The organism is Desulfotruncus arcticus DSM 17038 (assembly GCF_900113335.1).
In the GTDB taxonomy this organism is placed as follows: domain Bacteria; phylum Bacillota; class Desulfotomaculia; order Desulfotomaculales; family Desulfallaceae; genus Desulfotruncus; species Desulfotruncus arcticus.
In genome coordinates this window covers 115,966-135,890 of record NZ_FOOX01000001.1, presented here as the reverse complement: position 1 = coordinate 135,890, position 19,925 = coordinate 115,966, and the positions used below count along the sequence as shown (strand labels likewise).

The 19,925-nt window shown below is 48.1% G+C and carries 18 protein-coding genes and 1 riboswitch; all 18 genes read right to left on the bottom strand.

Annotated elements, in window-relative coordinates; genetic code table 11:
• Positions 1–94: 94 nt before the first annotated feature.
• The 18 genes from BM056_RS00650 to BM056_RS00565 all read right to left on the bottom strand — a co-directional run bounded on the left by BM056_RS00650 (position 95) and on the right by BM056_RS00565 (position 19,891).
• A complete protein-coding gene (locus BM056_RS00650; protein WP_092467691.1) occupies positions 95–1,372 on the bottom strand; it encodes an FAD-dependent oxidoreductase in 1,278 nt (425 codons plus the stop codon).
• Positions 1,373–1,614: 242 nt separating this feature from the next.
• Positions 1,615–2,061: a GerW family sporulation protein gene (gene ytfJ / locus BM056_RS00645; protein WP_092467689.1), complete on the bottom strand. Its 447-nt coding sequence runs from the start codon at positions 2,059–2,061 to the stop codon at positions 1,615–1,617.
• A gap of 177 nt (positions 2,062–2,238) precedes the next feature.
• Positions 2,239–2,913, bottom strand: a complete 675-nt coding sequence (locus BM056_RS00640; RefSeq protein ID WP_092467687.1) for a DUF2953 domain-containing protein — start codon at positions 2,911–2,913, stop codon at positions 2,239–2,241.
• 142 nt (positions 2,914–3,055) lie between these two features.
• Positions 3,056–4,033 (bottom strand): tryptophan--tRNA ligase, encoded by a 978-nt coding sequence (gene trpS, locus BM056_RS00635; protein ID WP_092467686.1) that lies wholly within the window; start codon positions 4,031–4,033, stop codon positions 3,056–3,058.
• Positions 4,034–4,048: 15 nt separating this feature from the next.
• On the bottom strand, positions 4,049–4,666 hold the full coding sequence (locus BM056_RS00630; RefSeq protein ID WP_092467684.1) for a site-2 protease family protein: 618 nt from the start codon (positions 4,664–4,666) through the stop codon (positions 4,049–4,051).
• Positions 4,660–7,302, bottom strand: a complete 2,643-nt coding sequence (locus BM056_RS00625; RefSeq protein ID WP_092467682.1) for a CBS domain-containing protein — start codon at positions 7,300–7,302, stop codon at positions 4,660–4,662. Before BM056_RS00625 ends, BM056_RS00630 begins: the two co-directional genes overlap by 7 nt.
• Before the next feature lie 216 nt (positions 7,303–7,518).
• Positions 7,519–8,868, bottom strand: coding sequence for a diaminopimelate decarboxylase (lysA, locus tag BM056_RS00620; protein WP_092467681.1), 1,350 nt, complete (start codon positions 8,866–8,868; stop codon positions 7,519–7,521).
• A 110-nt stretch (positions 8,869–8,978) separates the two neighbouring features.
• Positions 8,979–9,162, bottom strand: a riboswitch (Lysine riboswitch).
• A 261-nt stretch (positions 9,163–9,423) separates the two neighbouring features.
• Positions 9,424–10,782: a TrpB-like pyridoxal phosphate-dependent enzyme gene (locus BM056_RS00615; protein WP_092467679.1), complete on the bottom strand. Its 1,359-nt coding sequence runs from the start codon at positions 10,780–10,782 to the stop codon at positions 9,424–9,426.
• A gap of 81 nt (positions 10,783–10,863) precedes the next feature.
• The gene (locus tag BM056_RS00610; protein ID WP_092467677.1) at positions 10,864–11,838 is read right to left on the bottom strand and encodes an acyl-CoA dehydratase activase; all 975 of its coding nucleotides are present in this window, start codon (positions 11,836–11,838) and stop codon (positions 10,864–10,866) included.
• A 2-nt stretch (positions 11,839–11,840) separates the two neighbouring features.
• Positions 11,841–12,938: a CoA protein activase gene (locus BM056_RS00605; protein WP_092467675.1), complete on the bottom strand. Its 1,098-nt coding sequence runs from the start codon at positions 12,936–12,938 to the stop codon at positions 11,841–11,843.
• Between the two features lie 33 nt (positions 12,939–12,971).
• Entirely contained in the window at positions 12,972–13,955 is a 984-nt protein-coding gene (locus tag BM056_RS00600; protein ID WP_092467674.1) for an acyl-CoA dehydratase activase-related protein, read from the bottom strand.
• Positions 13,956–14,235: 280 nt separating this feature from the next.
• The gene (locus BM056_RS00595) at positions 14,236–15,798 is read right to left on the bottom strand and encodes a spore germination protein (RefSeq protein WP_092467672.1); all 1,563 of its coding nucleotides are present in this window, start codon (positions 15,796–15,798) and stop codon (positions 14,236–14,238) included.
• Positions 15,779–16,366 (bottom strand): stage V sporulation protein SpoVABEA, encoded by a 588-nt coding sequence (spoVAEA, locus tag BM056_RS00590; protein WP_165613329.1) that lies wholly within the window; start codon positions 16,364–16,366, stop codon positions 15,779–15,781. Before spoVAEA ends, BM056_RS00595 begins: the two co-directional genes overlap by 20 nt.
• 214 nt (positions 16,367–16,580) lie before the next feature.
• Positions 16,581–16,775 (bottom strand): dodecin family protein, encoded by a 195-nt coding sequence (locus tag BM056_RS00585; RefSeq protein WP_092467670.1) that lies wholly within the window; start codon positions 16,773–16,775, stop codon positions 16,581–16,583.
• A gap of 91 nt (positions 16,776–16,866) precedes the next feature.
• A complete protein-coding gene (sigF, locus tag BM056_RS00580) occupies positions 16,867–17,643 on the bottom strand; it encodes an RNA polymerase sporulation sigma factor SigF (RefSeq protein ID WP_092467668.1) in 777 nt (258 codons plus the stop codon).
• A gap of 10 nt (positions 17,644–17,653) precedes the next feature.
• Positions 17,654–18,094, bottom strand: coding sequence for an anti-sigma F factor (gene spoIIAB / locus BM056_RS00575; RefSeq protein ID WP_092467666.1), 441 nt, complete (start codon positions 18,092–18,094; stop codon positions 17,654–17,656).
• 166 nt (positions 18,095–18,260) lie between these two features.
• Positions 18,261–18,599 carry an STAS domain-containing protein gene (locus tag BM056_RS00570; RefSeq protein WP_092467664.1) on the bottom strand — a complete coding sequence of 113 codons (339 nt, stop codon included), beginning with the start codon at positions 18,597–18,599 and terminating at the stop codon, positions 18,261–18,263.
• A gap of 122 nt (positions 18,600–18,721) precedes the next feature.
• A complete protein-coding gene (locus tag BM056_RS00565) occupies positions 18,722–19,891 on the bottom strand; it encodes a D-alanyl-D-alanine carboxypeptidase family protein (protein ID WP_092467662.1) in 1,170 nt (389 codons plus the stop codon).
• Positions 19,892–19,925: the final 34 nt, after the last annotated feature.

Genomic DNA, 19,925 nt, shown 5'->3' with positions numbered 1-19,925 from the left:
AGAGTATGATCGGGTTGTCCAAAATATGAAAAAAATTCCGGGGGTTACCCGGAATGGCTTTATATATGCGCTTTTATAGCACTCCTTTTCTATTTTAATTAACCTTATCATTAATTATGCCATATAGATCAGCTTTCCGTATCCTATGATGAATTTCTTTAACCTCTGTAGAATAAAGATTCTGTTGTTTCATCCTTTCAAAATAAACAGACCCTGAAAAGGTGTATTTTTTAGCCAGTCCTTCAGGCTGCTTCATCTCCCGGTGCATAAAGCCAATGATATCCCCGGCGGCTGTTGTTTCCGGCAAAACCATCAGGCCCTTGCCGGACAACAGCAGAACCGCATTGCGGCCGGCCAAAAAACCTGTCACTATAGCTTCAGTATGCCCCACCAGCGGGCCCGTCTTTTCACCTGCGCAAAATAAATTATTGCTGCCCTCCACCTGCAGCGCATCATTGCAATAGGCCATTGCCATAAACCGAACCGAATTACCACGCCCACCGGAATAAGGATCAGCGTAACGGGCGTTGGCAAACCCGGGCAGAGTCCTTAAGGTTTCCAGCGGGAAAAACGGTGTCATTAATTTGGCATGCCCGGTATCCAGGATGATTAAGTTTCTGGCGTATTCAGTAAGTGCGTATTGCTGACAGGCCTTGCCACCCAGCAGCTCATCCTTATATAAACCGGGCGGCAGCGGAATCGCCAGAAAACCGTTCTGCTCCAAATCCTTTACAATCCCGGGCTCCAGTGAGTTTTTTTCTAATTTGCACGAGCCACTCATCGCCTCAAACTGAGGGAAGCCCTCCCCGGCTCTGATTTCTGGAAGACCTGCCCTGGAGGTCAAACTCACCCTGGGGCCAAAGGTCGGGCACCTGAGTATGCACATGGCGCAGCCGGTACCGTAACGGGTGCAGTATTTGGCCGGGCCGGCAGAACCCGTGGTATCTACAAAAACATCGCCGCGCAGCATCTCATTGTTGGCAGTGACAATACCGTTAATAAACCCATCCTCGGCAAAAACTTCCGTCAGCCTGGTTTGAAGCTTGATATTAATTCCACAGCCAATTAAAAAATTTCTAATAGCCGGCTCAATTTTAGTAACATCATAAAGCATGGCATGCTTATGTCCGGGAAAATCTATAGCCCGGTGCCTTGCTACAGATTCTATCACAGCAATGAATTCCGTCCCGCCCATCGCCCTGGCTTCTTCCAGAGCGGTAAACCGGCCATTGTTGCACATGATCCCGCCCACCAGGCCGGTTCCTAAGAGCATGTCCGTTTTTTCCACTAACAGCACTTCCGCGCCCGCTTTTCTGGCGGCAAATGCAGCTGCGCAGCCGGCCCAGCCACCGCCAACTATAATTACTTTCAAAACTTCATCCTCCTTTGGAGGTCAAATAATTCCGTTGTTCATCTTTGCACAGCCTGTAAAACCCCGCCCTCTTCGGTCGGGGATTAACAGGCTGTAAGCTCGAAATAAGTGCGACTAAGGTTCAGATGGGGTCAAAAATCCCACCTGAACCAAGTCTTCTTTATTATATTCCAAGGCACGGAAAAAGTTTCAGCAATAAATAAAAAGGCCTGCCTATGCAAGCCTTTTATTTATTTTATCCGCTAAATATAATCAATAGGGTCTTTATTCACTTTATCCTCTTTTTTACTGACAGCCCTGCGCTCAAAGATGCCCTGCACCTGGTTTATTAACTGCGGCGCCATTTCCAGCATGCGGTCATATAATGCATTGCCGTCAACGGGAAGCATTCGTACCTGACCGTTGCCTGCCACCAGAAAACCAACCGGCTTAACCGACATTCCTGCTCCACTGCCGCCGCCGAATGCAGGTAACGGGCTTTCTCCTTCTTTGTCCTCCTCGCTCTGCCCGACGCTAATCTCAAATTCCCCGCCACCGGCGCCAAAACCGCAGGTTACTCTAGATATGGGAATAATAATATTACCGTCAGGTGTTTCCACCGGCTCCCCAACCACCGTATTTACATCAACCATTTCCTTTATGCTTTCCATGGCCGTTTTCATTAAGCCTTCGATGGGATGCTGTTCCATTTATAGTTTACCCCCAAGCTTTTTACTGTAATATTGCCGGGGGCATAGCCAAATATACAAGAACATATCATTATTCTTTTAAAATATAGTAAAATTTGGAAACCAGATTTCATAAACACTGCTCTGTCATCGCGTGAAGCGATAGCGACGTGGCGACCCAAGAATTATATTCCCATTTCAAGACCTGCGTTGAGTCAGGTATAACCATGCGGCCAGTAATCCTGCCGCCACCATTCGGCTCATTCTGATGCTAAAATCAAAATTCAACCGTACCCATAATATTAATTGATCTTTGAACAGCGGCTGCACTTCCAGTTCCGGACGCGGAGCCGGTTTTTTAATCAGGCGATATATTTGAGCTGAAAGGTTGCTTTTTACAAACCACAAACCACCCACAGCCAAACCTGTTTGATCAGCTTCAAATAGGCTTATACCGGTGCGCCAGGAAAACCTGTGCACAGTAACGCCCCCTAGAAAATATTTATTGGCAGGTAATGTCGCATTATAAATTTTAACTGCCAGTTTGTAAAGCTGGTGGGCTCGCTCGGGAGTTATGCGGGCTTTTTTCCTGGCCATGGTTTTTTGGCGACCGGTAATCCGAGCACGCAGCTTTAGTATCGGTTTCAGGGCCCGGTAGCCCAAACTGGCGGAAGACAGTCGAAGGCGAAATTTGATCAAGCCCCATAGTAGTTTTATCTGAACACCGGTCCCCGGAGAAGAAAGTTCTACTACACCGTCCGGCGCTTCTATATTACCTTTATCTAAAACATATCTGAAATTAATTTGCACAGGCGAAATTAACGCCAACGCCAAAAATCCAACAATAGTAAGAAAAAAAATCAGCAGCCACATACGTAAGCCCCTTACCGTATTTTGCCTTTGATTCAGCTAAAATATGCGTAGCTATTTAGGAGCCAGAAGTCAGGAGCCGGAATTAATAATACTGCTGCAACATCTGCAGCAGTATTATTGGTTAGCTTCTTTAGCAGTTTTCTTACGCCTGGTTCCGGTAATCCAGTCCAACGTTGCGTCTGGCCTTTTCTAAAAACGGCGCCGCTGCCGCTCTGGCTTTAGCGGCACCTTTCTTCATAGCAGCCAATACAAATTGCTTATCTGCTGCCAGCCTTTCCCTCTCTTTCCTGTAGGGGGCAAAATGTTCCCAGATGGCGCCGAACAATTCTTTCTTTACATCTCCGTAGCGCAAACCGGGGGTGAGAAAACGTTCTTCAAGTTCCGCCCTTCCCTTTTCATCTAAAAAGAGTGCATAAAGATCAAACAGCGGGTTATCCTTCACCGGTTTCGGCTCATCCACCGGTGTGGAATCGGTCTTGATGCTCATGACTTTCTTGCGCAGGGATTTCTCATCAGCAAAAATTTCGAGGGTGTTGCCATAGGACTTGGACATTTTCTGGCCGTCAATGCCCGGCACCACAGCAACGTCTTCTTCTATATCGGGTTCCGGAATGATAAAGGTTTCCCCATATGTGCCGTTAAATCTGATAGCGATATCCCTGGCTATTTCCAGGTGCTGCTTCTGGTCTTTGCCCACCGGGACTTTTTCCCCGCCGAAAAGCAGGATGTCCGCGGCCATCAACACAGGGTAGGCAAACAAACCGTGGCTGGCCGGAATGCCTTTAGCAATTTTGTCCTTATAAGAATGGCTGCGTTCCAGCAGACCCATACCTGCCACATTGGAAAGCAGCCAGGTTAGCTCGGTAACCTCCGGTACGTCCGACTGCACCCAAAATACCGATTTATCAGGATCAAGGCCAAGAGCCAGAAAATCACAAGCAGCGTTAAAAGTCTGCTGCCGTAACAGCCCTGCGTCGAAAACAGTAGTCAGAGCATGGTAATTGACCAGAAAACAGAAAAGTTCGTTATTGGCCTGATAATTGATCATTCTATGCATCATGCCGAAATAATTACCCAGGTGCAGCGTGCCCGAAGGCTGAATACCTGACAGAATACGCATCATGTTTCTCCTTTGCTAAAATATTGTTACTATGGCCATAAAGGCTTGGATTATAAAACTCACCAGCGGCCAAAGGATTTTCCCCAGTACGCCTGTAAACATCAATAAAAGCAATATTATCGTACCATAGGTTTCCATCCCGTAAATCAAACGACTTTGGCCGGGCAGCAAGCCGGCAAGGATTTTCGAGCCGTCCAGAGGGGGGATCGGTATCAGATTAAAAACTGCCAGTACAACATTTATCTGCAGAGAATAAAGCACCATGTAATGAAAATACACATTAAATTTGGTTAATCCTATTCCCAAGAGAATTGCCGACAGAAAGGCCAGCACCAGGTTGGAGGCCGGACCGGCCAGAGCTACCAGCAGCATGCCCCGGGCCGGATCGCCCCGCAGGTTATAGGGGTTGACGGGGACGGGTTTGGCCCAGCCAAATTTAAACAGGATCAACATCAAAAAGCCTACCGGATCTATGTGCGCCAGCGGGTTTAACGTTAAGCGCCCCTGATATCTTGCCGTATGGTCACCCAGCCGGTCGGCAGCCAGACCATGCGAATATTCGTGAACGGTCAGGCCGACCAATATAGCCGGCAATAACAATAAAATATCCTGCAGGCTAGGGAAATTTAACATTTCACAGCTCCTTCGGTAAGCCGGGCCAGGTATTTACGCACAAAATCTTTTTCTTCAGCTTCATTAACTATGTTTCCGTCCAACCGCTCCTGCCAGAGGGCTTCCAGGGTTTCCTTGAAAACCGGTCCCGGACGGTAACCCAGGCTCTTAATATATTTTCCGTTAATAGACGGCTTGCTATCCATTATGGTATTCAGCAACTGTCTAAAACGATCCTTAATCCAGTCTTCCTCCAGAATAGCCAGCAGCATGGGGTACGACTCCCTGGGCATGGTCATAAGCTGTTTGGCCAGCTGGCTCAGCTTTACGTCTTCCGGTGACTTCCAGATCATGGCCACTGTTTCACGCCAACCGTACAGTGCGGCAAGGGCTTTTTCCGTCTGACGTTTGCTTAAATGATAGCGCTCACAAATCTGCCTGGCTGTTTCCGGATTGGACCAGTGCAAAAGTGCAATTAAGTATGGCAGCCACTTTTCTGTGGGCACCCAGAAGCCCCATTCCTTAATCAGGTCGACAGAGCCAGCCAGATCCCTTAATACTGGATCGACCTCCCAGTAATTGACACCGGGGAAAATAAACGGCCACACTTTAAGTTCCTCGAGCCGCCTCAGCATGCGGCTTGCTTCCTTTTCCACAAGTATATGCTTTAACTCCTCCCAAATTCTTTCGGGAGTAACCTTTGCCAGCACTTCCTGCCTTACCGCTTCCTTTAAAAAATTAAGTGTTTGCTTTTCAATTTCAAAACCATACCTTTGTTCGAAGCGGATTGCCCGAAGAATTCTAATGGGGTCCTCAATAAAGCTCAGGTTGTGTAAAATTCTGATCAAGCCTTGATCCAGATCATCACGCCCGTCAAAAAAATCAACAATGCTGCCGAACTTTTTATCATTCAAGCAAACGGCCATGGCGTTGATGGTAAAATCACGTCGGTAAAGGTCCTGGTGCAATGAGGAACTTTCAACCTGCGGCAGAGCGGCCGGATAGGCATAAAACTCCACCCGGGCCGTAGCGATATCTATGGTTAAGTCCTCAGAAAAAATAACTTGCGCCGTGCCAAATTGCTGGTATTTCCTTATTTTTACCTGAAAAGCCTCGCTCATAGCCGTGGCCAGCTTTATTCCGTCCCCTTCCACCACCAGGTCTATGTCAATACTGTTTTGACCAAGCATGACATCCCGGATCATGCCGCCGGCAGCGTATAATTTAAAACCGAGGCCGTATGCAATTTTTCCTGCCTCTTTCAGGATGCCCCAAACATGAGCTGATAGATTGCGGCGCATAATCCAGCTGATATTGCGCCTGGAAATATGGTTTCCATTGTTATACACTATCCGGTGCCGGGACTGAATCTCTCCATGCAGCGTGCGCAGCAGATCCGTCCGGGAAACAATACCGACCGGCCTGCCGTCATCATCAACAACAGGCACCCTGCCGATATCGCGATTGATCATCAGATCCTGAATCTCTGAAACCGGCATGTCGCTCGGAACAGAGACCACTCTTGCACTCATAAAGCCTTTTACCGGCGCGTGCCCCAGTCCATGGTGATTGGCTTTTTCCACATCGCGGCGGGATATGACACCGATTAGCTTTTCGCCCTTGACCACGGGTAAGCCGGTATGGCCGTAGCGCAGCATAATTTGGCCCGCCTCTGCTATACTCATGTCAGGACCCACTGTTTTAACAGGCGAAGTCATTATGCCTGCCGCGCAAAGCGGTGGCCTGATACTGCTGTAAATGACATCAAGGAGTTCCCAGGCTACTTCATCAAGATCGCCGTTTTTAACTGTTGCCGAAGCTGCCCCGGCATGGCCGCCACCTTTGAAATGTTTTAGTATTTCACCAACGTTGGCCTGGGGAATGCTGCTCCTGCCGACGATATGAACACGGTCTTCCATTTCAACCAGCACGAAAACGACATCCAGCCGCTCTATTTCAGAGATTGTATGAGTGATCATGGCCAACCCGACTATAAACTCATCTGTTTTAGCACGGGTCATTAACACTTTGACACCGTTGATCTGGTGTCTGTCCGCGTTGATCAGAAGATCTTTAAATAAGCTTTTTTGCTCCTCTGTCATGGGACGCCCCAAAAAGTCCGAAACCACCGCCAGGTTGGCCCCTGCCTTTAACAGATAGGCAACCGCCTCGACATCCCGGGGTGTGGTGTTGGTAAACATCAGCGAGCCGGTATCACCATAGATCCCGAGACAAAATATGGTGGCTTCCAGTGGTGAGACGGGCAAGCCGGCTTCTCTGATCTTTTCTGTCAGCAGAGTTACGGTTGCCCCCACAATTTCCGTCTGTTCCAATGATCCATGCAAGTCACCGTCTGCCCGTGGATGGTGGTCGTAAATATGTATGTCGACACCGCTCGTTTTTGCGATCTCCCCGATGGGGCCAATCCGGCGCGGACTTTTTGTATCCACCAGGATGATCCGATTAACTTTTTTCAAGTCAATTTGCTTGGCATTGTAAAAACTTATGGCGTCTTTATGCAGAGAGAGAAATTCCTCCACATTCCTGGCAAGTTTCCCCGGCAAAATCATAGCTGCTTCAGGGTAAAGCCTTTGAGCCGCCACCATGGATGCAAACCCGTCCATATCGGTGTTGGTATGGGTTGTAATAACGTCCACAATTAACCTCCGATACTATTTAGGTAGTCAGTAATCAGAATGTACCAAGCCGGTTCTCTCATTCCGACTCCATACTACTGATTATTTCCAGATGCTGAGTAGTTACAATGATACATTAGTTTTATATTATACCATAATTGCAAATGCCCTGACAGGTTAATTTTGTAACCGTCAGGGCATGGGAGCTATCTTGCAAGCGCAGCGAAGCAATCTCAACTAGGCAGTGCCGGCTTCGGCCAGCTTAACCGTTCCTTTTTTCTTTAAACGGTCGGGAACCAGGTCATTTCTAAGCAAATCATCGTAGGTTTCCCTGGCCACGATTACATCTGCTTCACCTTCCCGCACCAATACCATGGCGGGGCGCGGCAACCGGTTATAATTCATGGACATGGAGTAGTTATAAGCACCTGTGGCCGATACGGCAAGTATGTCGCCTGGCTGCAGAGCGGGCAGTTCGATATCCCAGATCAGCATATCACCTGATTCGCAGCATTTGCCGGCAATAGATACTTTTTCTTCGATTGGCTCGGCAGCCCGGTTGGCGATGATGGCCTCGTACCTGGACTGGTACATGGCCGGTCTGGGGTTGTCACCCATGCCTCCGTCCACCGCAACATACTTACGCACCCCCGGGATGTCTTTAATTGCCCCCACCGTATATAGGGTTGTTCCGGCGGGACCGCTGATGGAGCGTCCCGGCTCCACCATAACCCTTGGCATGGGCAGGTGGTATTTTTCGGCCAGTTCTTGCACTGCCCGAACAGCTGTGTCGGCATATTTTTCCACTGACTGAGGTTCATCACCCAGGGCATAATAAATCCCCAGCCCTCCCCCAAGATTCATTTCATAGGGTGCCCACCCGGTCTCAGCTTTCACCTCCCTGGCAAAAGACATCATCACATCGGCAGCATGAGCGTAAGACTCCAGCTCAAAAATCTGGGAGCCGATATGGCAGTGGAACCCGGTAAGATTGATATTTTCCAGGCCCAGGGCTATTTTTACCGCTTCCATGGCCTGGCCGGTTTCAATGGCCATACCGAACTTACTGTCCACCTGTCCTGTTTTAATATACTCGTGGGTATGGGCCTCCACTCCCGGCGTCAGCCGCAGTAAAACGCGAGGCTTGACTCCAGCTTCTCCCGCCAGGTGGTTCAACGTTTCCAACTCATATAAATTGTCAGCCATGATGCGCCCAACTTTGAAATCCAGAGCCATTTTTAATTCAACCCGGGTTTTATTGTTGCCGTGAAAGAATACTCGCTCCATGGGAAACCGGGCCTTCCATGCCGTGTATAACTCTCCGCCGGATACCACGTCCAGGCTCAATCCTTCTTCCGCTATAATATGGCAGATAGCCATGGTCAGCAGAGTTTTACCGGCATAGATAACAGTGCCGTCGTATTTGTCAGTAAAGGCCCGGTAATAATTGCGGCAATTTTGACGGAATTGCTGTTCGTCCATTACATATAAGGGTGTGCCAAAACGCTTGGCCAGATCTACGGCATCGCACCCTCCGATTTCCAGGTGTCCCTTATCATTAATTTTCATTGTTCCCTGCAATTTCATCAGTTTCATGCCCCCATTCAATTACACTATTTTATGCTCCAGCAAACAAAAAAGCCTCCGTCCCAATAAGAGCGAAAGGCCACTGTTCTTTAACGCAATCCTTGCTCTCCTCGGTGAATAGCCCTCCACCCGGAAATAGAGCCCGGGTGACAGTCCGACGCCTGTTTGACGCCGGCCCAGCCCGGCATTTACGGGGTTTTAGCCGGACTTCGGCAGTTTACCCTTTCATTACGGATCATCGCATTCCCGGTCCTCACCGTAATTACTTATGCAAACCGCACCTCTACTCACCCCCTGTTGGAGATGAGGTATTATATTTTGCACATTTTAACATAAACAATTTATATTAGTCAATTTATAAAAGAAATGGCCACCGTCGCTTCCTCGCAATAACATAAAGAGGGGGTGGTAAATATACCACCCCCGGAGTTTCTGCAAGCGTATTACTCTGCAAGCTATTATCCAGTATATGTATAACTTAGAAGTCAGTAGCAAGAACTAGAGAACCTGTGCGGGACATTCTGAATTCCGACTCCCGACTCCTGAATACCTTAATTAAATCTTGGGCAAGTTGCCTAAAGCCTTGTTTAAAATACCCTCGGGAAGTGGATAATCCTCAAGTTTTCCGGCCATAAAGGCATCGTAAGAAGGAAGGTCAAGCAGCCCGTGCCCGCTTAAATTAAACAGTATGGTTTTGGCTTCTCCGGCTTCCCGGGCTGCCAGCGCTTCATTTATGGCACATTGAATGGCATGGGATGATTCCGGTGCGGGTACAATCCCTTCATTCCTGGCAAACAAAATCGCGCCTTCAAAAATAGCTGTCTGTCCCAGTGAAGTGGCTTCAATTATGCCGTCTTTCAGCAGCTGGCTTACCAGCGGTGAATCACCATGGTAGCGCAAACCGCCGGAGTGGATTCCCGGAGGCATAAACTCAGCTCCCAGAGTATACATGTATAAAAGCGGCGTCAGCCCGGCCACATCGCCATAATCGTAGCCAAGCACGCCCCTGGTCAGGGTTGGACAGGCCGAAGGCTCTACCGCTATAAACCTTGTCTTGGCACCATTTACAATTTTATCATGAATGAAGGGGAAAGCCATGCCGCCAAAGTTGCTGCCTCCGCCGCAGCAGGCAATTACAATGTCAGGATAATCCCCGGCCTTGGCCATTTGCTCCTTGGCTTCAAGACCAATAACAGACTGGTGAATCAAAACATGGTTTAACACGCTGCCCAGGGCATAGTTGGTATCGTCACGCTGAGCGGCAATCTCCACTGCCTCACTGATAGCAATACCCAGGCTGCCCGGTGAATCGGGATCGGCTGCCAGCAGTTTACGCCCTGATTCAGTTTCAGTACTGGGACTGGGGAAAACAGACGATCCAAAAATTTGCATTACTGAACGGCGATATGGTTTTTGCTGGTAACTTACCTTAACCATGAAAACCTTGCATTCCATATTGAAAAAATTACAGGCCTGACTTAAAGCCATGCCCCACTGACCTGCACCGGTTTCTGTGGTTAGCTTGGTAATTCCTTCTTGCTTATTATAATAGGCTTGGGGTAGAGCTGTATTCAACTTGTGGCTGCCCGGAGGGCTGGCGCCCTCATATTTATAGTAAATTTTAGCCGGAGTATCCAGCGCTTTTTCCAGACGCCTGGCCCTGTACAGGGGTGAAGGACGCCACAGCTTGTATATTTCGCGCACTTCGTCGGGTATTTCAATCCAGCGTTCCTGGCTGACCTCCTGCTTAATCAACTCCATGGGAAATATCGCCGAAAGATCCTCCGGTCCCACCGGTTCCTTCGTTGCAGGATTTAGCGGCGGTTTCGGCAAATTAGGCATGTCCGCCATGATATTATACCATTTTTCGGGCATTTCTTTTTCAGAAAGTAGAATTTTTACATCACTACTCATCTTTACTCAGACTCCTCTCTACTCAGGTTTAAAAAATATAAAACCATTGTAGACTAGGTCAAATCTTTATGCAATAGCGCGCTAACTAATTTTTTCACTTTGTTCCAGCACATTACTCCACCGGCCGCAGCGGTCACCCCAGCGGGCAATAACTTTTTCTGATTCGGTTATTTCCACGACTTCACAAACATTGGGACAACCGTCGCAGGCAAAGCCGCCAGCCTTAAAATCTTTATCGGCGACTTCAAACCCGTAAAAATCAGTATTTTTGCGGGAAGTTGCCTCACGTGCCAGCAGCGCCGCCCCCAGGGCTCCCATAACATTGAAATACGGCGGGATAATGACTTCCGTTTCCAGCGACTTTTCAAAGGCCCACTTCATACCGGAGTTAGCCGCCACTCCGCCTTGAAATACTACCGGGGCAAGGATTTCCTTGCCTTTACCCACATTATTTAGATAATTGCGCACCAGCGCCTCACACAGCCCGGCCAGTATATCCTCCACATTATAACCCATCTGCTGCTTATGGATCATATCGCTCTCGGCAAAGACGGCGCAGCGTCCGGCAATCCGCACCGGCACCTTGGCTTGCAGCGCCAGCGGGCCAAACTCCTCTATGTCGATATTCAACCGGGAGGCCTGCTGGTCCAGAAAAGATCCGGTTCCCGCGGCACAAACGGTATTCATGGCGAAATCGGCGACAACACCATTGCGTAAAACAATGATTTTGGAATCCTGGCCCCCGATTTCCAGAATGGTTTGAACTCCCGGGACTACATTGGAGGCAGCGATGGCATGGGTTGTAATTTCATTTTTAACAATATCCGCGCCGGTTATTACCCCGGCCAGGTGCCTGCCGCTGCCGGTCGTGCCTACTCCGGCCACTTTAATTTTAGACGGCAGGGCAATTTTCATCATTTTCAGACCTGTCTGCACAGCTTCAATCGGCTTGCCCCTGGTGCGCAGGTAGATACTGTGTTTGACTGTGCCGTCTTCTCCCATCATCACAAGATTTGTGCTAACCGAACCGACATCAATTCCAAGATATCCGTACATGATCAGGCCAGGCCCTCCCTAAGTTGTTTTTTTCTCGTCAGCAAATCCACAAATGCTTCCAATCTTGTCACCAATCCCGCCTCACCGGACTGTTCATCAACAATGAGCGTCATCACCGGTATACCCATATCATCACTTATCCGGGGCAGGATGCTTTGAGCTACAATTTCTGGCATACAAGTAAACGGAAGCACCTGCAACACCCCGTCATAACCTTTTTCAGCGTATAAAATTGTATTGCCCACTGTTTCCAGGCCGTGCCCGCCGACAAAATGGCCCAGATAAGCAACCGCTTTTTGCAGGGCCTCCTTGCTGGAACGAACATTGCGGCCAAAGCCCATAAACAGGTGATCATTAATCCATTCGCTTAAAAAAATGGACCGGTCGACCTCCACACCCATTTCCCCGAGTTTTTTCTCTATATCCATATTGGCAAACGGCTCCAGCAAAGTATATATTTCACCAACAATGCCTATCCGGACAACCTGTCTGTGTTCATCAAGCTTAATACTTTGCATTATTGCCATAGCCCGCTCTGCGGCTACCGGCAGTTCTTCCGGCTGCCGTACCGCGACAATTTCCGCCAGTGCGGTTTTAAAAGCACGGTCGGTTGCGCCCCGTAAGATTTCGCGCGGCCTGGCATAGTGGGCCATTTGCTCCAACTCATCCACTGCCTGGGCTTTCTTATAACCAAAATTGATTCCTTTAACGACTTGCCGCCAGGAGCTGTTGCCGGTAATATGCCTGATCTTGCCCAGCAGTTCGCCAATGTGCTTTTCAGGCGGTTCAAGGACCACTAAATCATACCGGTAGCCCAGATCCTGCAAAATTGCGTGCTCCACCTGCGCGTAATAGCCAAATCTGCAGGGACCGCAGCCCCCGGCCATCACCATGGTATCGGCACCCAATTCCGCTGCTTCCATAAAATTGCCCAAATTCAGTTTTAACGGCATACAGGCAAACTCGGGCCCGTGTTTAACCCCCAGCAGAAGTGTTTTTTTAGTGGTGGGCGGCGGAAGGGCAACTTCCACTCCCAGGTATTCAAGCATAGCTTTAACACATATCCACATATAACCCATGTGGGGATAGGTCACTATCAAATTATTGCACCTCGCCTCCGACTTGTTACAACGTTATAAAGTGACGGCCACATCCGCCAGGTTGCGGCGCCAGCGCACCATATCCAAAAATGCTTCTAAACGGGTAACCATCCCAGCCTCCCCGGTGTGTTCATCCAGGGTCAGCACCAGCAGGGGTTTGGTAGACCTGCTGCGGGCAAATCTCTCTATCAGCTCGCCGGTCATAGAATCCGGCCCGCACCCGAAAGAGGCCACGTGAATCAGCCCGTGTATTTCCGGTTCGTTGAAATAGCGATAAGCGGCACCGATCATGCGCTGATTTAATGTCCAAAACAACTGTTTGGGAAGTTTGCCGGCCTCCCTCCTGATCACGCTCTCGGCCAGGTGATCAGCAGTTACCACGTTGACACCGCTTTCAGACAGCCGTTTAATCATATCCATACTAATAAAACGATCGTAAATGTTATAGGGGTGTCCGATTACGGCTATAGTTACATCAGCCATCCCGTTGTTTCCATTGCTGCACAATGTTTTTAACTCGCCCGGCAGCAATCCCGACTCCAGCTGTTTACAATATTCTCCAAGTGCCTGACACGAAGCCCGGTAGGCCAGGTAGATACGGGCGGGATTTTTGGTAAAGATTTTCCCCAGTGCTTGATAGAACGTATAGGTATTGCTTCCCCTGCGGTATAAGTCCAGGTTAATATCAATAACCGGCGGCAAATTATCAATTGTGTTGCGAACCATGTCGGGAAATCCCAAAAACTTGGGACAAATATACTCGCGCCTGGCCATGCTGACCATGCGTGGTAAAAATAGATAATCTACCCGATCCTTTAGATCGAGAACATGTCCTACAGCCAGTTTAACCGGCAGACAGGCCTCGTCGACGGTAGAGCGCAATCCCTTCTCCAGCAGCCCGCGGGTGGTCTTGTGAGAAACAACCGGTTCAACGCCAAGGTGCTGAAAAAAGGACAGCCACTGGGGATAGAAGTAGTAGTAGAGCAGAGCCCTGGGTATACCAACTTTTATTGACATTTTTAACCTCCGGAAAGTCTTAAATCAGGAGTCAGAATTCAGGAGTCAGAATAATTATTTGACTGCCGGCTGCTGACTACTAAATTCGAAGTAGTACTTGGTGACAATCTGCATAGTAACCAATACATTAGATTATTATGGACTAAAATTTAGCTGCGTATACTACCCTGAAAAATTCTCACGCTACTTGTTACTGGCGCATAGATGTTATCTTATAAAGAGATAAAGCAGCCCGTAGGCTGCACTTGGAAATTTATTAGGTTTCTTAAATAACCTTTTATTACTTCTGTTTATCGTTTTTATCTTTTGGGTTGCTATTGCCATTCTTGCCCTGTTCTTTGCCGACCTTGCGGGCCGGGACAGGCACACCCTGACGGTCGGAATCACGCGGGTGTACTATTTTGGGCCGGATATTGCTTGTGGGGACCGGTTTGCGAATCAGTATGTTCAATAATGCTTTGGCGTTAAATGGAATCACCGGCCAGAAGTACGGGATACCGAAGGATTTGCTGAACACCAACAGCGCCATAATCAAGGCCAAGCCGATGATCATCCCGGGTAATTTGAACAAACCCACCATTACCAGCAGGAACAGGCGAAACAGGCGGTTCACCAGGCTAAGTTCATAACTGGGAGTAAGATAATTGCCTACCACCACAGCGGCGGTGTACATAATTACTTCCGCGTTAAACAGCCCTACGCCAACGGCCATATCCCCTATCAACAAGGCGGCAATGATACCGACTGCCGTGGCCAGCGCCGTCGGTGTGTGGATTGTTGCCATTCTAACCATATCCACTGCTATTTCTGCAATCAGAAACTGGAGAAATATCGGTACTTTCCCGACTTTATCCGGACCGATGAAGGACAGCCAATTGGGTAATATTTGCGGCTGCAAAACTGCCAGCAGCCACAGGGGCGTTAAAATAATGGAAGCAGCCACTCCGATAAATCTGATCCACCGCAAGTATATTCCAATCGAAGGGCTCTGGCGGTATTCTTCTGCATGCTGCAAATGATGGAAATAAGTAACCGGCGCTATCATTATACTGGGTGAAGTATCAACCATAACCAGCACATGCCCCTCCAGCAGGTGTATGGCCGCCACATCGGGTCTTTCCGTGTACCTTACACGGGGCAAAGGGTTCCAGTAACTGCCCGGCAAAATTAATTCTTCCACAGCTTTCTCAGCCATGGGAAGGCCATCGATATTGATGCTTGATATTTTCTCCCTGATGGTTTGCACCAGGTCTTCATTGGCGACATCTTCAATATAGGAGATAACAATATCCGTTTTAGAACGGTTCCCTGCCTGGATATACTCCATGCGCAGTTTGGGATCGCGAATACGCCTTCTGATCAGCGCTGTGTTGAAAACAAGGGTTTCCGTAAACCCGTCTCTTGAACCTCGCACCACCTTTTCCAGGTCCGGCTCCTGGGGACTGCGTGCAGGGTATGTGCGCACGTCCAGTATGATGCCATGGTCAATGCCGTCAACCAGCAGCACCAGGGGACCGGATAACATTTTTTCGATCAGGTCTTCCAAATACTCGGTTTGATCAACTTCAACGTAATTAATGTGCTGGTAAAAGAGCTTTTTAAAAGCATCCACCGACAGGTCCTGCCGGTCCAGTGCCGTTAATTTTTGCAGGATTTCCACCATTAGGTCGGCATTGGCGAAGGCGTCCACGAAAACCATAAGCACCTTTTTGCCGCCTATTTCCATTTCCCGCCTGACTAGGTCAAAATTTTTATCAAAAGCAAGTTTTTCATCCAGCAGGTCCTGGTTAACCTTAAGATCTTTACTCAGACTGGTTTTATCTTCAATTGCAGCGGGCGCCATCATATCCACTCCTTTTAAGAATTTCCCGCAGCGCTTTAGTAGTTAAGGGCGCACCAAAAGCATAATCATCAGCCCCGTCCATTTTGCCTACATCACCAATGCCGATGACTACCGGCAATTTTAGATCATCTAAAACCTCAACGGTATCGCCATTAATGGTTTGCTCCTTAAAATCGTTCACCCGGCCCAGTTTGTCCACGGGACCGTCAATTAGATTTCCGTTACAATCCACCGATATATCCACATGTGCGCCTTCAGTCTCCACCGTGTTGGAAGCAACTGCCAGAGCGCCTAAAATGTTAATATCGGGATGGCCGGCAATATAAGCCAGCGCCGATTCACCACGGCCCTGGCCGTGGTAGCCTTTGTCATCCAGCATTACCACCACCGGATCATGAGCCGCCTTTTTGATTAGTTTAACAAGTTCTTCACCGTTTAAAACAGTAGGATTACCGGCGGAGGCTGATATACACCTGGCTCCTATATTACGAGCTGCAGTTTCTACGGTTTTCTTGGCAACCATATCACCATCGGTTACGACTATGACATTTACAGGCTTATTCACCATCAAAGACTCCTTGGATTGATTAAGTTGATCTCGTTAACCGCCGCTAAGACTCCCGCCTCGCATAAGGAAAGGGGACACACCTCTACTTATGGGTCAAACTTTTGGGTCGAGGTATGTCCCCAACGTATGGGTCAAAACCCCACCTGAACCAAGTCTTCTTTATTATTTGTCGTTCGTTTGTCGATTAGAAAAGTAAAGACACCTCGCGGTGTCTTTAACTGGTATGGGCAATTTTTACGTTGGCTCTATAGTCTACAACTCTTCCATTGTCCACATTGGCTGTAAAGTTTACCACTTCCACACCAACTATATTATGAACGTTTCTTGACGCCTCGGAAACAGCTGACTGCACCGCACTGCGCCACCCTTCCTTGGATTCCCCGACCATTTCCATAACTCTAATCTGCATAATCATTTCCTCCTTTAGTTACTATGATTCTTACGGCAATTGTATTATTTGTCATATACGTTTTTTTATTCGTTATCGGTTAAACCCCATTCTAATTGACATTTTCCATCATCTCGTGCAGCTTTTTCAGCGCCTGGCGTTCCAGGCGTGAAACCTGTACCTGCGAAAGCCCAAGTTTATCTGCAATTTCCCCCTGCGTTTTATCACCAAAAAACCGCCAAAGCAAAATTAATCTGTCCCTGTCCGGAAGTTGCTTGAGTACTTCTTTTATAGCAATGTTGTCAAGCCAGTTAAGGTCATTACCATCACTTTCGCTCAACTGGTCCAGCAAATAAATCGGGTCTCCGTCATCCTGATGCAGAGTTTCGTAAATTGAAGCAGGTGCCTGAACTGCTTCCAGGGCAGTTATAACCTCTTCGCGAGATACGTCCAATTCGTCGGCTATTTCAGAAATGGTTGGCTCTCTACCCAGTTTGGATACCAGCGACTCCCGGGACTGCTGAATTTTATAAGCTGTTTCTTTAATCGAGCGGCTTACCTTTATTGGATTATCGTCCCTTAAAAATCGCCTGATTTCACCGACAATCATCGGTACGGCATAGGTTGAAAAACGCACATTATATGATAAATCAAATTTATCAATTGCTTTCATTAAGCCAATACAACCGATTTGAAAAAGATCTTCCAGCTCATAGCCCCGGTTCTGAAACCTTTTGACCAGGTTGAATACCAGCTTCAAGTTGCAATTCACCAGCCTCTCCCTGGCCTGGGCGTCCCCCGCCTGGGCTCTGGCCAATAATTGTTTCATTTCCTCATCTTTTAGCAATGGAAAACGGGGCAAATTCATTTCAATTAATCTACTGCTCATGGACGCCCTCCTAGTGCTCTCGCACCGCTGCCCGGCCGGGAGCCCTCACTTTCCTAACCATTTTTACTCTGGTCCCCCGCCCCGGTTCCGATTTTACATCCAGCTTGTCCATAAATGATTGCATAAAGGCAAAGCCCAGCCCCATTCTTTCGGGGTCAGTGGAATAGGCCGGCTCAAGCGCTTTGGCGATATCATCTATCCCTCTACCTGTATCGATTGTCTCTATTTCCAGGTAGTTATCCGCTACTCGGATTTCAAGCCTGACGTTTTGATCGGGATCACTGGCGTAACCATGTACAATTGCGTTGGAAACCGCCTCAGATACCGCCACTTTTAACTCCTCTAATTCAGATAAAGTAAAATCCAGCTGGGAAACAAACGCCGTCACCGCCACCCTGGCAAAGGCAACGTTCTCCGCCCGGCTTGAAAATTCAATTACCGCCTTATTCATATCTGTCCGCCCCCTTAAATCTCAAAGAGTCAGAATTCAGCAGTCAGAATAATATACTAAACAATAAACTTTTCTGTTCTTTCTTTAGTACTCCTGACTCCTGTCTTCTGCCTCCTGACTCCTTACTAGTTACACATTATTTTACCGTAAATAATTAAAAAACGAGTTAAGATATCTTATCAATTACCTCGGCAGCAGTATTATATTCTTCCATCAGGTTTAACAAGCCGGACAATTCCAGCACCTTTTTAACCTGGGGTTTGGCTCCGGCCAGGAAAACTTTTCCGCCTTTACCGGCAACTTTTTTATATCTTCCCAAAATAACGCCAAGGCCTGAACTATCGATAAAATCAACTCCGCTTAGATCAATCACAAGTTGCCCCGACCCGTAATTATCCAGTGCCCGGTCTACATCCTCACGCAATGAATCCGTTATGCTTATATCAATCTCTCCAAAAACAGCTACCAGCAGGCAGTTTTTTTCTTTTTTAATAGCATAGTTCACTTGCGTCTCACCTCTTGATATATTTGTTAGATTTTACCATACAAACCATTTCGATGCAAACAATTGCTAAATATAAAAAGGGACAATTTACCGCTAAGTGCATTGTCCCTTTTAACCACAAATCATTTAACTCCAAAAACCTTGTTCATGACTTTATACATTTGTTGGAAAACAGATGCTTTACCGACGTTGGACTGGGCCAACAGCGGGAACCTTTGAAGCTCCCGGCCATCAAGCTTTACTACAAACTCACCAATTTTTTGTCCCTTTTTCACAGGGGCTTCGAGCCCGTCTTTAATGACTTTCTCGCTGCGGATATTTTTCTTTTGTCCTTTAGGGACAGCAACGGCAATTTCTTCAGCTGCGACAACGCCGACCTGTTCCATAACACCTTTATCGACTTTTACGGTATCCAGCTTATCACCTTTTTCGGCGAAATTAACGGATTCGTAACGGGCAAAGCCATAATTAAAGATTTTTATCGTTTCTCTGAAATGGCTTCTGGGCTCCGGTGTACCCAATACAACTGAAATTAACCTTAAACCGTCCCTTTTTGCCGTTGTGGCCAGGCAATATTTGGCTTCGTTGGTCCAGCCGGTTTTGCCTGCATCGACCCCGCGATACCATTTTAAAAGCTTGTTGGTATTCCACAGGACAAAATCGCCGCCCCGAAGGTCATAGCGATATATGGAAGAGGTTTTTCTAAATTCGGAATACTTCAATGCTTCACGCAGTATTACTGCCATATCGCCGGCGGAGGTATAGTGTCCTTCAGCCGGTAAGCCGGTTGGATTAGCAAACTTGGTATGGTTGCAGCCCAGTTCTTTAGCTTTAGCGTTCATCATTTCCACAAAGGCTTCAACCGAGCCGGCAATATGCTCGGCCACAGCGACGCTAGCGTCATTGGCCGACCCCACTGCTACTGAGATGAACATTTCTTTCATGCTCATTTCCTCACCCGGCTCGAGATAGACTTGCGAACCGCCCATTTTCCACGCGTTTTCCGAAACGGTAACCCGGTCTTCAAGGCTGATTTTTCCCTGCTCCAGGGCTTCACACGCCAGCAGCATGGTCATTAATTTGGTCACACTGGCCATTGGCAGTTCCTTGTCCGGTTCTTTTGACCAGAGTATCTTGCCACTGTAGGCATCCATCAGCACTGCAGCCTCCGCCGTGGTCTCCAGGCCGGCCCCGGAGGGCTTTTCCTCAGTCGCTGCCAGCGCCGTTCCCGCCACAGCCAGAATAAGGAACAACAGCATAATATTAATTAACAAGATGTATCTGCGCTTCATAGACATCCCTCCCTGTTTTTATCGCTCAAAATAT